Source organism: Okeania hirsuta (genome assembly GCF_003838195.1).
GTDB lineage: Bacteria > Cyanobacteriota > Cyanobacteriia > Cyanobacteriales > Microcoleaceae > Okeania > Okeania hirsuta.
The window spans coordinates 21791-38128 of the sequence record NZ_RCBY01000008.1; the positions used below are offsets into that span (position 1 = coordinate 21791).

General features: G+C 35.2%; 10 protein-coding genes and 1 pseudogene. 4 read left to right on the top strand and 7 right to left on the bottom strand.

Going from position 1 to position 16338, the window contains the following annotated elements; translation table 11 throughout:
* Window positions 1-170 precede the first annotated feature (170 nt).
* The 3 genes from rppA to D5R40_RS02570 all read right to left on the bottom strand — a co-directional run bounded on the left by rppA (window position 171) and on the right by D5R40_RS02570 (window position 2084).
* The gene (gene rppA, locus D5R40_RS02560) at window positions 171-866 is read right to left on the bottom strand and encodes a two-component system response regulator RppA (protein WP_124144052.1); all 696 of its coding nucleotides are present in this window, start codon (window positions 864-866) and stop codon (window positions 171-173) included.
* A 24-nt stretch (window positions 867-890) separates the two neighbouring features.
* A complete protein-coding gene (locus tag D5R40_RS02565) occupies window positions 891-1544 on the bottom strand; it encodes a glutathione S-transferase family protein (protein ID WP_240038853.1) in 654 nt (217 codons plus the stop codon).
* A gap of 120 nt (window positions 1545-1664) precedes the next feature.
* Window positions 1665-2084 (bottom strand): GNAT family N-acetyltransferase, encoded by a 420-nt coding sequence (locus D5R40_RS02570; protein WP_240038852.1) that lies wholly within the window; start codon window positions 2082-2084, stop codon window positions 1665-1667.
* Between the two features lie 330 nt (window positions 2085-2414).
* Here D5R40_RS02570 and D5R40_RS02575 point away from each other — a divergent pair, with 330 nt between their 5' ends.
* Entirely contained in the window at window positions 2415-4247 is a 1833-nt protein-coding gene (locus tag D5R40_RS02575; RefSeq protein ID WP_124154185.1) for an ABC transporter ATP-binding protein, read from the top strand.
* Window positions 4248-4977: 730 nt separating this feature from the next.
* On the opposite strand, the gene D5R40_RS02580 is transcribed toward D5R40_RS02575, so the two are convergent.
* Window positions 4978-5793, bottom strand: coding sequence for a RusA family crossover junction endodeoxyribonuclease (locus D5R40_RS02580; protein ID WP_124144050.1), 816 nt, complete (start codon window positions 5791-5793; stop codon window positions 4978-4980).
* A gap of 338 nt (window positions 5794-6131) precedes the next feature.
* Between D5R40_RS02580 and D5R40_RS39000 the strand changes: the two are divergent.
* Window positions 6132-6695: pseudogene (locus tag D5R40_RS39000) on the top strand (IS1 family transposase); the annotation flags it as partial.
* A 54-nt stretch (window positions 6696-6749) separates the two neighbouring features.
* On the opposite strand, the gene D5R40_RS02590 reads toward D5R40_RS39000, so the two are convergent.
* Window positions 6750-8801, bottom strand: a complete 2052-nt coding sequence (locus D5R40_RS02590) for a hypothetical protein (protein ID WP_124144048.1) — start codon at window positions 8799-8801, stop codon at window positions 6750-6752.
* Between the two features lie 691 nt (window positions 8802-9492).
* Entirely contained in the window at window positions 9493-10446 is a 954-nt protein-coding gene (locus D5R40_RS02595; protein WP_124144047.1) for a glycosyltransferase family 2 protein, read from the bottom strand.
* 598 nt (window positions 10447-11044) lie between these two features.
* Here D5R40_RS02595 and D5R40_RS02600 point away from each other — a divergent pair.
* Both D5R40_RS02600 and D5R40_RS02605 read left to right on the top strand, forming a co-directional pair.
* Window positions 11045-11644, top strand: coding sequence for a Uma2 family endonuclease (locus tag D5R40_RS02600; RefSeq protein ID WP_124144046.1), 600 nt, complete (start codon window positions 11045-11047; stop codon window positions 11642-11644).
* A 452-nt stretch (window positions 11645-12096) separates the two neighbouring features.
* Window positions 12097-12411, top strand: coding sequence for a PAN domain-containing protein (locus D5R40_RS02605; protein WP_205127589.1), 315 nt, complete (start codon window positions 12097-12099; stop codon window positions 12409-12411).
* Window positions 12412-12774: 363 nt separating this feature from the next.
* Here D5R40_RS02605 and D5R40_RS02610 read toward each other — a convergent pair whose 3' ends face one another.
* Entirely contained in the window at window positions 12775-15828 is a 3054-nt protein-coding gene (locus D5R40_RS02610; protein WP_124154186.1) for a DUF4347 domain-containing protein, read from the bottom strand.
* Window positions 15829-16338 lie beyond the last annotated feature (510 nt).

Below are 16338 nucleotides of genomic sequence, written 5' to 3' on the forward strand. Positions count from 1 at the left end.
GATGCACAAAATCATCCCAAGATGATGCTAGTTCAAAAATTAACAGTTAACAATTCATCATTAACAATTACCTCTTCTTTTTAATCAGAAGATTGATCAAAAGGAGATAAGAATGATTTTTCTTCTTAAAAGTAGAGGTCTCAAACCTGAAATTATCAATTATTCGGCGATCAGTGATCGTAATTACTTTCTCCAAATCGATAACCTTTTCGATAAACAGTATAAATGAGTGGCAACTCTCCATTTACTTCTATTTTTCGTCGTAATAAACGTACTTGTGCTGCTAAAACGTTACTGCTTGGTTTTTCTCCTTCTCCCCACAAATATTCATAGATTTGCTGATGAGTTAGAAGTTGACCGGGGTAGGTCATAAAATATGCCAGCAATTTACATTCTTTTTCTGATAAATTAATTATCTGTCCACCGCGATAAGCTACTTGATTTTCTATGTCTAGCTCTAAATTTGCTACTTGTAAATGTTGCTCAGTTGTGCTTGTTTCAATGTTTTGGGGACGACGTAATAATGCCCGAACTCTTGCTAATAACTCTCGCAACTCAAAAGGTTTAACTAAATAATCATCTGCTCCAGCATCTAATCCAGCAACGCGATCGTCTACTGTATCTTTGGCAGTAAGAAATAAAACAGGTGTATAGTCGTGGCGCGAGCGTAACTCCTGGCAAATTTCCAATCCTGTTTTGTGAGGTAACATCCAATCTAAAATCAGCAAATCATAGTTACCCTGACTTGCCATCTGACTACCAATTTTTCCATGATCGGCAACATCAACACTATACCCCTCTCGATTCAAAGCACGACTTAGAGGAGAAGTTAACTCTGGTTCATCATCCACTAAAAGAATTTGCATTTGATGAATTTAAAAGATCGTCAGTTAAAATTTTGAATCAAAAATAGTTTCTGACTCAACTTCTGCTGCTGCTAACCATTCTTGCATATCAGCTAATGCCCAAACTGCTTCAGCATAAGTTTGTGCCACTGGTTCGAGTTTCACTTTATAAGTGGCAAAGCGAGAGACAACCGGAGCATACATAGCATCAGCAATTGTAAACTGACCAAACAACATATCACCTTCTGCTCCAAATTTTTCGCGACACTCTCGCCACATTTTGCCGATCCTCTCAATTTCAGGTCTCACCTCCGGAATTATGCCTACCTCTGGATAACGACCTCGACAATCCATGGGCATATATTTGCGTAAATTTGGGAACCCTGCGTGCATCTCGGCACTAATTGCTCGTGCTACTGCTCGTGCTTCGCGGTCTTTAGGCCACAAAAAATTGGCAAATTTCTCCGCTACATACTCACAAATTGCAAGAGATTCCCATACCTTAATATCCCCGTCTAACAAAACTGGTACTAGACCAGTAGGAGAATATTTTAAAATTTCTTGGTGGGTAATATGTGTATCTAGAGGAATTTTAATTTCAGTAAATTTCACTCCTGCTTGTTTCATCGTTAACCACGCTCGTAATGACCAAGAAGAATAGTTTTTATTACCGATAACTAGAGTCAATTTACTCATCATTTTTTCAAGATTTTATAAGTACAACATACAATTAACTATTAGGCTGATATTCTTTGCTTAAGATAGTATAGTATATCACGTTAGTCTGATAATAATTAGCCTCTTTTTCGTATTTCATTCCTACTTTTTCCATGACTCGTCGGGAGGCAATATTTTTGGGTTGACAATTTTCTCTAACTTTAACTCTTCAAATCCATATCTTAAACTTGCTTTTGCTGCTTCTGTTGCTAATCCTCGATACCAATATGCAGGATTTAATAAATAACCAAGCTCAATTTCTGGAGTATTGTCGAGAAAACAAAGTCCGCAACGACCAATCATTTTATTATCTATTTTATGAACTACCGCCCACATTCCAAAATTATTTTGATTCCAACTCTCAATTATGCTTAATATTCTTGCTTCTGTTTCTGGCTTAGTGAGGATGCCTTTTCCTACATATTTCATTACCTTTGGATTATGATACAGATTGTATAATTCATCCAAATCATCAAGGATAAATTGTCTTAATTTTAATCTTTCTTTTTCAATTTCAGCCATGATAATTAGAATTATTTATTATACCAAGCGTAAAAAAAGAATGTTACGAATAATCAGGGCATTTAAAAGACACGTGCAGGAGATATCTCTTAGACTAAAAAGATAAATTATGACCTAATAAATGGTATTAAAGTTATTTATTCTGACTCCTGTACGTCGCCAATCCGACGGCTCCTCTATCTAACTCCTGACTCCTAATAAATAACCTAGTTATTTGTAGCAAATATTTATCAAATTACTATTAGCCATCAATATCAATTGTGAATGTTTAGCTGATATGCTACCTTATAAAAACATCAGAATACCTAGAGTTTAACCAAAAAAACATCTATGAGAAGCATCTCACCGAAAACCAATAGAAGCAAAGAGCGAAATAATAATAGTGAAACAGACTGGCAACTAATTAAAAGAATGATCGGCTATGGTTTACGCCACAAAAAATTAGTATTTGCCTCACTGATATTATTGTTACCATTATCAATTTCTGGGGCAATTCAACCACTATTAATCGGGCAAGCAATTTCTCTAATTTTAGGAGAAAAAACCTGGTCATTTCTCCAACAAATATCATTATCTCAAGGATTGAATATTTTAGGAACTATATTAATGTTGACTATTATTATACGACTAATATTTCAATCTTTACAAGGCTTTTTAGTACAAAAAGTCGGACAAAAAATTACTGCTGATATTAGAGATGACTTATTTAAACACGTTCTTTCTTTAGGAGTTAGATTTTTTGATAGTACCCCTGTGGGAAAATTAATTACTCGCCTTACCAGTGATGTTGAAGCTTTAGGAGATGTATTTTCTACAGGTGCTATTGGTATTTTGAGCGATTTATTTTCGATTTTAATAATTGCTATTGCTATGTTTAGTTTGCAATGGCAACTGGGTTTAATGCTAATATTAATGATGTTACCAGTAACAACAATTATTATCTATTTCCAGCAAAAATATAGGCAAGCTAATTATATAGCTAGAGATGAACTTTCTGGTTTAAATGCTCAATTACAAGAAAACTTAATTGGTATAGGAGTAGTACAATTATTTCGCCGAGAAAAATTTAATTCGGAGTTATTTAGAGTTAATAATATCGATTATGTAAAAGCACTAGATAAAACTATTTTTTATGACTCAGCTATCTCTGGTATTTTAGAATGGATTTCTTTAGTTGCGATCGCTGTAGTATTATTCCTGGGAGGGCAATTTGTTTTAGCAGAAAATATAGATTTTGGCACTTTATCTTCTTTCATTTTATATGCTCAACGTTTATTCGATCCTCTGCGACAATTTGCCGAAAAATTTACAGCTATTCAAGCAGGTTTAACTGCAGTAGAACGTATTATTAATCTTCTCAATGAAGAAGTTGAAATTCTAGACCCAGAAGGAGAAATTAAAAAATTACCTACTGTTGAAGTTAACAATTCTAAAATTGGTGAAATTAGATTTGAAAATGTCTGGTTTGGCTATAAACCAAATGAATATGTTCTGAAAAATCTCAACTTTACTATTAAACCAGGAGAAAAAGTTGCTTTAGTTGGGCCAACTGGAGCAGGAAAAAGTTCTGTAATTCGCTTACTTTGTCGTTTATATGATGTCAATAAAGGCAGAATTTTAGTTGATGGAATTAATATTAAAGACTTACCTCAAGCAGAATTACGAAAACATATTGGCGTAATTTTACAAGATGGTTTTTTATTTGCTGGAGATGTGAAAAGCAATATTACTTTGGGAGAAGATTATTCATTAGAGGAGATTCAAACCTCAGCAAAAAACACAAATATAGATAAATTTATTGCAGAATTACCCCAAGGATATAATACTCAACTACGAGAAAGAGGGGCTAATCTTTCTGGTGGTCAAAAGCAGTTATTAGCATTTGCTCGTGCTGCTATTCGTAAACCGAGAATTTTGGTTCTTGACGAAGCAACTGCTAGTTTAGATGTGGTAACAGAAGCTTTAATTCAATCAGCATTAGAAAAACTTTTAGCAGAAAGAACAGCTATCATTATTGCTCACCGACTTTCGACTATTAGAAATGTTAACCGGGTTTTTGTGTTGAAGCGAGGAGAGTTAATTGAATCTGGTACTCACGAAGAATTATTACAAAAAGAAGGTCTTTATGCTAGTTTGTATAAATTACAAATGTTAGGAACTTAATTAGAGAAGTTCTCAGAAAGATAGAAAAGTATCCACTCAATATGATGGGGTAGGCAATGATTAGACATAGGCGTGAAAAAGATATAGACTTTTTACACATAACAGGTAACAGGCAACAGCTCCGGAAAGCAACAGGGAATAGATTTTTAGGAAAAATGTACGAAAAATGATTTAGGGAACTAACTTTTACAACTCTAGCTTATGTTAAATAAAGGGTAAGTTTATTTTCACCAGATGTCTATTATATAAACCATACGTCAAGGTTTTAGGTGAAAATCCGCCCCTACAATTTTTTTAACGTTTAATTAGACCTACCTACTACCTAAAACCTACGATATGCTTCAAAATCTATTACCAATTAAAATAAATGGTGCCCAATAATAAGGATGACTAAACTCACTTCCAGCAAAAGGTAATTCTTCAAAATCAAATTTTCTTTTGCCTACTTGAAAATTATAAATTCCCTCTGTTAAAGCACCTGCTAATACTAGAGGATTAATCTATGTTTTCGGAGTTAAATCCATTAAAGTTGTGGCGGTAATATTGGAGTTAACTAGATTTCAACTTTGTAGCTTTTGGGCTTGCCTGTTTAAACCATTTAGACTTGGACTTACTCATATCTACGTTGGTGTAGGTTTGCTGTGGCACGCACTGTTACTTTTACCCTATTTCCTTTCTTTGTGCAACAAAGCCATATAACATACTAAATTAAAACTTATTATTTAACGATTTATCTCACAGGAAGTATTTCAATTGTAATCTTAACTCCCGTTTCCTTAGTATTAGGAATATATTCAAGATTAAGTTTAGGAATACAAGCCAAGCGGTCGTCCTGCAGCACCCCCGCGCCGTTTAACGTTAAAGCATCAAGACAAGCCCCTGCTAAATTATCTAAATCAGAATTAGTACGATGTTTACCACAAAAACTGATAGAAATAGCTGCTCTTTGAATTGGTAAATTTACTTCTAAATTAAGGTCAGAAACTTGACGGTAAATTTCAACTTCTGCTTGATTTCTCCAGGCACGATATCGAGGTGGTAAATAAGTACCATTAGTCGTAACTCGTGGGCGTGCTTTTGGAACTACTTTCCCACGAAGATAAAAGTTAATAATTGTAGCATTTTCAGATTTTTCAGAGTCTGGAAGGGAGGTCGGAAAATTTTCAGCATTGCTCAATAAAGGAATAATTTGCTTAACTTCTGTCTCCACATCTTCTTCAAAACTATCCTTTGACTTAGAGGAAATAAGTGACATCTGGGGTATATTCTCCATAGCAGATAGATCCACTTTTCTGTAAGGATCTAATTGCGTCCGGAAACTAGGCCAGCTTTTAGCTATTTGCAGATAAGTTTCAGCACAACTTTCTGAGAAATGGCAATTCTTTTTGAACCAAGATTGCCATTCAGTGGGAGAAAATAAAGCTTGAGTTTCTAGTAATAATTGCCCTAAAGAATAAGCAAATGCCATAGCATTTATCGGATCGTCTTGGCATTGTTTATGTTTAAAATTTATTTCTGCTATTAAGTCTTGCCAATTAATTAACATTTTATATTAGGTGAAGAAGTTGACTATAGAGCTATTTTACCGAATAATTAAGGTTTAAAGCATAATTGTATTAAGGATAAAAAAGAAAAAATCCTGGGTAGTCCTATATATGTAGTGGTAGGTTAATATAAATGATCAATTTATGATATTAATCTCTCAAATATTGAACTTCAATCTACTTGAAATTTGAAAATTTATTTTGTCGGCGATTGCTAACACAAAGCTCCGCTAACACTTGATATAATCAATCAGTACGTTATAAATAACTCAACCTTAAATGTAATACAAAAAAATCTGATAATATACATTTCAAAAATATTTCATCAATATCTAATCCTATGCCAAATAATGATTTAATCTGTGCCAATTGTGGTAGTGGCAATATTGTGAAAAATGGCACAATTCATAACAAAAAATAGAAATATCAATGTCAAACCTGTCAAATACAATTTGTCCCAAATAACTCTAAAGTATACATCAACGATCAAACCAAAGAATTGATTGATAAATTATCAAAGTGAAAAAATTAGTTTAGCTGGCATTATTCCTGTAAAAGGTGTATCTGAAAAATGGCTTCACGCATTACGTTAATAGTAAGTATACAGAGGTTTATCAATCTATTAAATCTACTAAAAAAACTGGAAAACTCACTATTGAGTGTGATTAAATGTGGTCATTTGTTGGGAGCAAATATTACAAGCAATGGCTGTGGCTAGCCATTGACATAGACACCAAAGAAATTGTGGGTTTCTTTTTAGTTAGGAGAAAGACGTGAAAAAGGTGTATTAGGGTTGTGGAATTGATTGCCGGATATTTACAGGCAATGTGCAATTTGTTATACAGATTTCTGGTGAGCTTATGATTTGATTTTTTCTGATTGTAGACATAGCTCAGTGGGAAAATAAACTGGTTTAACTGCCTATATAGAAAGATTAAATAATACTTTCCACACTCCCCTACTCTCCTACTCCACTACCATTTTTTGTAATCAGGTGATTTGTATCTAATTTATAAGCTTTACCTAATTTAGCATCAAATGCCCAAGCTGCAATTTTCAACTTACCTTCTGGGAGTAATTTACCAGAAATTGTTTGTTCCCAACCTGCGTTAAGGTATGCAGGATTATTGAATAGTTGAACTAAATTTTCTCTTTGAGTTTGAGCAGACATCAAAACATCAAAAATAATCCAATCATCTTTTGATTTTGGGTTTAATACCCCGCCATCTACAGGGTGTTTATAATTGGTTGGGGTTTGAGTCCCCATCCACTTTTTCCTTCTTCCTCTCTTGGTGCGCATTCCCTTGGGTCTGTCGCCGACGCGGGGTAGCACCGCTTCTTCCTTCTTCCTCTCTTGGTGTGCATTCCCTTGGATCTGTCGCCGACGCGGGGTAGCACCGCTTCTTCCTTCTTCAACTGCTTGATTTTTATAGGTTAAAATAATTGCATCTGCAGGCTCGTTACGCTCTGGTAAAAATGCCCAACCATTAACAAAGTACCAACTATTTAAAGGTATAATTCCATCTAACGATCCGTAAGTTTGATCTGGAGATTTTTCAGCAGCGATCGCTTCGATATTATTGCTGGCAACTAAATTAGGTTTTAACATACCTAAGTAATTAAGTCCCTTGACTAAATCTTTAACATGATCATAATTTCCTAAAATATTTTCTTCAATACAAAACTTATTTTCAATGATATTAATGAATGATAAACAAGTTTTTCCTTCCATACGCAATTGATAGCTAGATTTAATTTCTTTCACGCTATAAGTAAACGATTTATAGTGTAAAATCATCAATCCAGTCATGGCGATCGCCACTGTAACTTTATAGAGCCATACTTGCAATTTTATCGGATTTATCTGACTATAAATATGGCTCAAAACTATTGGTAATAAATGTATAATAGCGATTATTAAATAAATAGAAAATGTTGTATACCTTGAAGGTAAAGCACTTTCTACTCCAAAACCAACTCTACCAACGGCAGTAATTAAAGCACTAATTATTGAGTAGATAGCAATCATCATCCAACCAATAGTTCTCTCTAAAATATGGTAATTTTTAATATGTTTGAGTAGGTAAATAAATAAACAGCAAAATATTCCTATTTCTACTCCACCAATAAATATCGAAGAAGTAAGAGGAGATATTTCAAAACCAGAACCCAAAGGAGAACCCAAAAAGGCTAAGAAAAACTGTAAAGTTTGCTCTGGATGCCGAAATGCTGGTATAAGACTAGGGCTAACTTCAGGCTTTTGATAATCATAAAAATAAATAATTATATTGCTGATAAAAACTGCTATCCAGCTTAAGAATAACCATTTTTGTTTCAGTAAATCTGATGTTGATTTTGCCGTAACTAATATTAATACAGGTAAAATTATTATCCAAGCTATCATCCCATTAGAATAGGAAAAAGTACTAATGATGCAAAGCATCATACAAATTAAAAATTTATATCTAGTATGAAAGTGGGAGTAGACAACTGAAATTCCTGTAGTAATACAAGCGATCGGCATCAAAACTACTAATTGGATTCCCCAAAACCAGTTATCATATTGAATTGGAGAAAAAATCAGGATATTTGTCAAGAAAGCTATGAGTGAAGTTGTCAACAAATTAGCATTTACGGTTAATCGATTGAGGCGATAAATATTAACAGAAACTAGACAAGCTAAGATAAATATTACTAGCATTTCATATCTAACATCCCAGTTAGTTAAATATGCCAGTCCGAGAAATATTAGTCGTGGAAATAGTTTTCTACTTTCATTATGTTGAGCAATCAAGTCTTGCCAGGACAAGGAATTTTGGGAAATTTTTATGAATAACTGAGGCATAAGATTCCATTGGTCCCAATAAGGCATATTAACGCTGTAGGTCAGAATTAATATTCCCATTGCAACTGCTGGAAGTATAACTAAAACTATACTTATCCAATTTAAAAGTTGGAAATTATTCTTGAAGATTTTTTTGCTAATTGGGGATTTTTTTTCTGTTGTCATTATCCTCATTACGCTCTAAAGGTTTTATACCAATTTGAAAAAGGTAGTTAGATCTTAATCTTTGAAGAAGTAAGAAGGAAAGACCGAAAAAGGAAAAAGAGAATGGGGACTCAAACCCCAACCAATTGTAAATACCGCGTAGACGGCGGGGTATTAAACCCAAAAGAAAAAGATAATTTTTGGCCTTAAGTATAAAATTTGATCGTTCGCAGATATTGTAAATATTTAATTTTTTTTCTCTTTTTTCATATACTTCTTTTCCTCTGCGACCTAGGGACATTGCATGCAATATCCCTACCTAATCCCTGCTTACTCTTCCATGAATGTAGCAATATTTTATGAACAGGACTTACGCAAAAGACGAAATTATACAGCATTTTTAGGGGTTGGCCGTTAACCCCTAGGCATAAGTGGTAGTTATGCGTAAGTCCTAATGAAATTGGTATTAGATTTTAGGTGGTAGATTGAAGAGAAACTTGTTGTGCAACCCTGGTTTAAAATTAGACTGAAGTATTAACCTAAAAACTATAACTAAAAACCTTCTTCAACTCTATAAAATTAATCTGCTGAGTGAAAAAAATATTTTATAAATAAAATTGAATATAAATTGTTATCCAGATACTGAAAAATTGTGTACCACAGTTTTTAGTAGATAACTTAAATATTCTTGTTCAACCCACTGTTAAAATTTTTAACTTTCATCTGAACTTATTTTCTCAAAGCCAATTTTTTCTCTAATAATATAGTACGGTCTTTGCCTAACTTCATCGTAAATACGACCAATATATTCTCCAATAATTCCTAGAGACAGCAGTTGTATTCCCCCCATAAAAAATGTTGTAGTTAAACCATAAGCCCAGGATAAAAATTCTTGCCCTAAAACAAATTTAAAGTAAAGACCAATTAATCCTATAATAAAAGAGAAAATTGCAGATACTAAGCCTAAAATAGTTGCCATTTTCAAAGGAATTGTTGAAAAAGAAAATATGCCATCAAAAGCAAGCTTAAATAACTTAGAAACTGAAACTTTAGGCTCACCTCTATATCGAGGACCACGTTCTACAGAAATACCTATTTGTTTAAATCCGGCATAGGCTCTTAAACCACTTAAATATTTGTTGCGTTCTGGCATTTGTCGTAGAGTTAAGATGACTTTTCTATCCATTAATGAAAAGATACCTGCATCCATTGGAGTGATAATTCCTGACAACTTTCTTTGAATGTAATAAAAACTTTTAAATGCTAATCGTTTCAACAATTTTTCTTTACGATTTTTTCTAATAGCATAAACCACATCATATCCCTGTTGCCAAAGTCGTGAAAAACTAATAATTGCTTCTGGAGAATCTTGCAAATCTCCATCCATTAAAATAACTGCTTTTCCATCAGCATGATCTATTCCCGCAGACAAAGCAGATTGATGCCCAAAATTTCTAGAAAAGTTAATAATTTTTACTTCTAGGTGTTGCTGAGTTATTTTTTTTAACAGTTCAAAGGAAGAATCTACACTACCATCATTGATAAAAATTACTTCGCTATTACCATCAAGTCGCTGTAAAACATCTAATAACTGTCGCCATAGTTCAGGGATGATTTCTTCTTCGTTGAAGATGGGAATAACTACAGAATAATCTATATTTTTCATAGTCTTTACTCACTACTCGCCCAAATCATACATATCTAGTTTATAATTGTCAACTTTTAGGGAGTAGTCATTTCAGTTATCAGTTATCAGGTAAGCATTCAGCTATTAGCTGTCAGCTCTTCCTACGGAATGCTGCGCAAACAGCTTTTTAATAAATGAAGCAAGCATTTGCTTAACTTCTACAACATTTTTAAACAAAGAATTGAAGCACAAGAACAGCAAGCTTAAATTGTCAACTAAAATTAATAAAGCTGATAGCTGACTGCTGAATGCTGACAATTAACAACTGACTTTAAGGGTAAGGAAGCCAACTTTTGTAGTAAAACAATTAATAAAGCTTTTATCCTAAATTAAAAGCAATAGCTGATAGCTGATAGCTGATGACTGACTGCTGAATGCTTAGATTACCGCACTCTTATTTATCAATTCTTTCCCCCTACTTCCTACTCCCTACTCCCTCTTTTGGAGGAGATGTTTAATATCTGTTTATAATTCTATAATTACTTCAATATTTCATCTCCCCTACTCCCCTACTCCCCTACTCCCTCACTCCCTCACTCCCAACTATAATAATAAGTATTCAACCGGATTTGATATTATGACCCAGGTACTTTATAGGACAAGTTTTAGTGATTTTGATGAATTTATTAATTGGTATCCAGAACAGTCGGAATACCACTATGAATTACATAACGGAGTAGTTACTCAAATGCCTAAACCTAGAGGTCAACATTCTCAAATTGCAGGTTTTTTAATGGCTGAGTTGAGCTTGGAAATTAGGCATTCAGGGTCGCCTTACTTTATCCCTAAAGAATGTATTTTCAAAACCGATAATTTATCAGGTTACGAACCAGATGTAATTGTTGTCAACCGAGATTTTATTCAGAATGAACCACGTTGGGAAAAAGAATCTACTTTAATTAATAGTCAGTCAATTAAGTTAGTAATTGAAGTTGTCAGTAGCAATTGGAGCGATGATTATCCTCTCAAACTAGATGCTTATGAAATTATGGGCATTAAAGAATATTGGATTGTGGATTATTTGGGATTAGGAGGAAGAAAATTTATCGGTTATCCCAAACAGCCAACTTTTACAGTTAATACCCTAGAAAATGGAGAGTATAAATCTACTCAATTTAAGGAAAAGCAACTCATTCAATCTTCTATCTTTCCGGAATTAAAATTGACTGTGGAATAAGTTTTTCGAGCAGAATAATGTAAGCATTCAGCCGTCAGCTATCAGCTATCAGCTATTAGGTATTGTTTTTAGTTTTAGATAAAAGCTTTACTAATTGAGTCAGAATTAAATCTTACTACAAAAACTGGCTAAAACAGTCTATTTTCATTAAAACCCTGTCCTTTTTCTGAGAGTTGATAGCTAATAACTGTTTGCGCAGCATTCCGTAGGAAATGCTTACAGAATAATACCAAATAGTTTTCAACTAAAATCCTTGGAAAGATTCGTCCAAGATTATCTCTATAGATATTGCTTGATGAAAAGTCAATTATTGTCTGTAGTTGTTTGAGAAGGAAAAATTAAGAAAATATTAGAGAAAAAGGTCTTCATCTGAGGGAAAGGTAAAAATGTTCTGAAAAGTTCCTTTTGAAAAGCACCCAATATAAGGATAAACGAAGAGACAAATGGAAAGATTGTGGAAAATTATCGCAGGAATCATGCTGGTCGCATTGGTTTTTTTCGGTACGATGCTGGCAAATGTAACTTCAGCTCTTGCAGACGATATGGGGCCATTGTCCCCTGATGTATTTATCCGAGGGCGAGGGCTTGCTGTTACCGATGTTTCTGGCCCAGAAGAATGTTCTAACTTATGTGAAAATGATTCTGAGTGTATAGCAGTGAATTGGTTTCGACCTACATCAACTTGTACGGAGTTAATGGCTTACTTTTCAGCAGAAGTAAATCCAGACTACATTTCTGCATTAAAACCCCAAGGTTACGGTAACTAATCGCAATATTGGACCCACCTTTTTGCGTAGCATTCCGTAGCAAAAAACCTAGTTATATCATGTCCGGATGATATAATTATAAATTTCTAACCGCGATCGGAGCCGTTTTCGCTTTGGTAGACTACATAGCTCCTGCCTTAAAGCCAACATCTCTGTACTCTATTCTAATGAAAACTGCTATCAATCGATCGCTGTTGTTATATTATGTCCGGATAATTAGTGAGAAAAAACTTTCTCCTTCTTCTCTTGTTCTTCTTCTTTCTTCCCTCCTGACTCCTGACTCCTGACTCCTGAGGACTCCGTCGTTATTTATTTATAACTGTTCAACCGGACATGATATTAATGAAATCAAAGGAAAGAGCGTCAAGCTCTGACTAAGAAATCATCTGCCTCCAAAGATACTCCATTAGAGAAAATAGCAAAGCGATCGCCATCTCCCAACCCATTCTCTATACCATTAGGATTATAATATAAGGTACTATTAGCAGAGTCATAAACGATCGTAGCATCAGCGGTAAATACATCAGCTTCACCATCCACCACAGCAAATTCGCTACTATCTAGACTTTCTCCAGGAGTAGTTGCAATGGCAGTGAATACAGTCACATCCAAGAGGATTCGATCTTTGCCAGATACAAAATCAGTAATTTCATCCACACCTAAATTTGCTTCGCTAAATGTTTTATTAGCAGCAAAAATAAATTTATCCTTACTCGCTCCACCACTGAGAATATCGTCATCCTCTCCTCCATTCAGGCGATCGCGTCCGATACCACCACTCAGACTATCTTCTCCACTGCCACCAAGCAAAGCATCGAAACCCAACCAACCAATTAAAGTATCATTGCCACTATTTCCCTTGAGAGTATCGTTTTCATAACCACCTTTGAGAATATCGTCACCATCACCACCTTTGAGAATATCGTTACCCCGGTTGCCATAGAGTTCGTCATCACCAGCAAAGCCAAAGATAATATCGTTACCACCTTTGCCTTGCTTAATATCATTTCCTGAAGTTCCCTTAAGTAGGTCGTTAGAACTAGATGATATTTTTGTTAAAATTTCAGAACCAGAAATCTCATCAACTAACTCAATATAACCTACGCCAACTTCTCCTGCTTCCTCTGCAAAAAAGTCTTTCAGTGTCAGATCGTCTGCTGCTTGGAAACTGCCATCTTGGTTAACATCTATGATTAGATCGGTATCTTCTCGATGCAAGTCTGACATAGAAGTTTCCATACCTTCAAGAGTCAAAGTTTCGCGACCAGCTACTTCTTGAATCTCCAGACCTCCAACATCAGCAGCATTCAATTCAAATAATTCATTACTCGTACTGCCATGAAGTACCCCATCTTCGGCATCCTCCACAGTTCTCACAGGTAATATTTGACCTCGAATATCACCAGGTTCAGGATTTTCGTTTGTATGCACCTGGACGTAGAGGTTGCCATGAAATAGATTAACTAGAGAAGTTATCACTGGTTGAGTTCCCGGCATTTGAGCGGTAGGCAGAATGGCTATTTCCCCGGTAGGAAGATCGCCTCCTTCTAGCAGACTTGCTGCAACTGTAGTGCCTTCTACCGTAGATATGGTGATATTTTCTGTTATCTCAACTGTTGCACCGTTGGCAAAGTTGAGCTGAGTTCCCTCAAAAATGTTGAGTTCGTCTCGGGGTTCCCCATCTAGTAGTTTGATACCTAAAGTGCCATCATCGTAAGCTTCAACAACTTCAATTTCTAATTCGGGAGCTGTCCAGTCACCATAAACCCCATCAGACTTGGGTTCAGAATGGCGAGCAAAATTGGCAGCAGCATCAGACCAATCCCATTTACCTGTAATTGTTTCACTTTCGTAGTCGATCTCAATGTCATCATCATCTACGGATGGTGCCCCAAAGATATTCAAAACATGACTCCCATTAGTGCCATAGTCGCGGTGGTGAAAGTGAATTTTGGTAACAGCATTATCGGTGGTACGTTCTGCGGGGTCTTCAATTAGATCGATTCCATTGAATTGAATCGTATATTCTATTTCTGTCTGTTCGGCATTGAGACTAAAAGTTGCAACTCCTGTAGCATCTGACTCTACTCCATTTTGACTGCTGTCTAAGAAGGCTTTAAATTCTTGAGCTGGTTCGGTCATGCCGAAGTTTTCCAGCAGATAGTTTTGAGCTGCCAGAATAGTATCTTGGTCTGCATCGGGGGCGGGAGAGAGATTTTGATTGTAGAGAATATAAACAGGATCGGAAGGAATGCTACCAGGAATGTTAGTCTCAACCTCCACTGGCAAGAGGTAAAGTCCGTCATCAATACCAGTAGGTGAAGTACCTGCCTGTAATTCCATGACATAATGCCAGTGGTCATTACCTGCCTGGTCATATTCTGCATAATAGTAGGGTTGTCCTTCTACAACAGCTTCCCCTGTAGTGACTTCATTTACGAATTCTACATACCATTCACCTTCATCATTGACTAACCAGTTTTCTTGATACCAGGTCATCACTTCTCCACCTGTGGTCACAAAACTTTCTCCATCCCAAACCTTCAGCTCATCGAGAAAGTTGACTTGGAAATAAGTATTGCGTTCGCGATCGAAAGAATCATCCACTGGACTACCGTCTACAGGAGTATCGTAGAACATATCTATTTGTGGTGTAAAGCCAGGAAAATAGGATGCGTTATCAGTATAGCGATAGTCGAAGGCAGTATCTGATTCTTCTACTACTCGGTCATCCCAAACCCCAACTGGTGCTAAAGTGAGATAGTCGTCAGAAAATAGGTTGGTGTAGCCATTACTCACGCTGTCATCTTTGCCAAGATAGGCTCTGATTTGACCTGTTTCATCTTGACCGAAATAGAATTGTAAACCGTGAAACACTCCAGGATAATATTGAATAATTTGTGGTAAAAAAGCTATCTCTGAAGTAACTGAACCAATGCGACTTTCTAAATCCCAAGTTCCACCTTTTAATGGGTTGCCCACCTGATGTTTTGAAGCAGCAATATTAGCTCCAGTTAGTTGATGTAAAAGTTTGATAAAGTTATTTGATTGACTGGCAATATTACAACTATAAAGTAATATATCGACAATGCCCCATTCTTGCAGATATCCACTATATTCGGCAAGATATTGCTCATTTATGGGTGTTTTTCCTAGATATAAAATTCCAGGATCGCCATGACAAACTATATACAAACTATTAGTTGGATAGTTAGATAAAAGTTCGGTAATTTGTTCTATGCCATCACGATTAGGGTCAATTAAAGCAACTTTTGTTTGTGGAGTAACTCCGGTGGCTAACTGGCGATAATTTTCCACTCTGGTGTCAATTACCATCAATCTTTTATGCTGTCGGAGTTGTTGCAACTTTTGGTTGATTTTTGTTGATTCTGTAGATTTTTTTAAGATTAAATTCATCTTGATAAATCCTCAAATTGATAAATTTGAGAAATACCCTAATCTCTCAGTAAATATTTTGTCAAAAGACAATTTGTCAAAGATTAAGTAATTCTAAAATATGGGATATGAATTGTGAATTTGGAGGAAACCGTTTAGGTTTATTTTTGTTTTAATGATTTTTCTAGTTGTTTATATTTGATACCTAATAAACGTTATTTGTCTTGTGGATGATGGCGAATATGTTTCAGTATTCTAGTGATAATTATCTGCCAAAATCTTGGAGTTCAAACGGCGACGTTATGAGGAGTTAGGATGAATAAATATCGGACTTTGGCAAGATGAAATTGTCTGATCTCTACCTCAGAAAAATTTTATAGAGTTTATAGCTTATGGAGAGAAGTAACCAATCAAAGTCCCATATTAACAGGAGTAAGACTCCATGATTTACGTCATACTTTTGCCACCGAAAGAGTTGGTTTAATGGGAATTGAGGAACTGCGGGCCTTGATGGGTCATTTTCACATTCTT

Excerpts from the sequence above, each read along its gene's own strand:
- D5R40_RS02610 (WP_124154186.1), bottom strand. The coding sequence starts at position 15,828 with ATGAATTTAATCTTAAAAAAATCTACAGAATCAACAAAAATCAACCAA.
- D5R40_RS02565 (WP_240038853.1), bottom strand. The coding sequence starts at position 1,544 with ATGATGAGTAAATTGACTCTAGTTATCGGTAATAAAAACTATTCTTCT.
- D5R40_RS02580 (WP_124144050.1), bottom strand. The coding sequence starts at position 5,793 with ATGTTAATTAATTGGCAAGACTTAATAGCAGAAATAAATTTTAAACAT.
- rppA (WP_124144052.1), bottom strand. The coding sequence starts at position 866 with ATGCAAATTCTTTTAGTGGATGATGAACCAGAGTTAACTTCTCCTCTA.
- D5R40_RS02600 (WP_124144046.1), top strand. The coding sequence starts at position 11,045 with ATGACCCAGGTACTTTATAGGACAAGTTTTAGTGATTTTGATGAATTT.
- D5R40_RS02575 (WP_124154185.1), top strand. The coding sequence starts at position 2,415 with ATGAGAAGCATCTCACCGAAAACCAATAGAAGCAAAGAGCGAAATAAT.
- D5R40_RS02595 (WP_124144047.1), bottom strand. The coding sequence starts at position 10,446 with ATGAAAAATATAGATTATTCTGTAGTTATTCCCATCTTCAACGAAGAA.
- D5R40_RS02570 (WP_240038852.1), bottom strand. The coding sequence starts at position 2,084 with ATGGCTGAAATTGAAAAAGAAAGATTAAAATTAAGACAATTTATCCTT.
- D5R40_RS02590 (WP_124144048.1), bottom strand. The coding sequence starts at position 8,801 with ATGACAACAGAAAAAAAATCCCCAATTAGCAAAAAAATCTTCAAGAAT.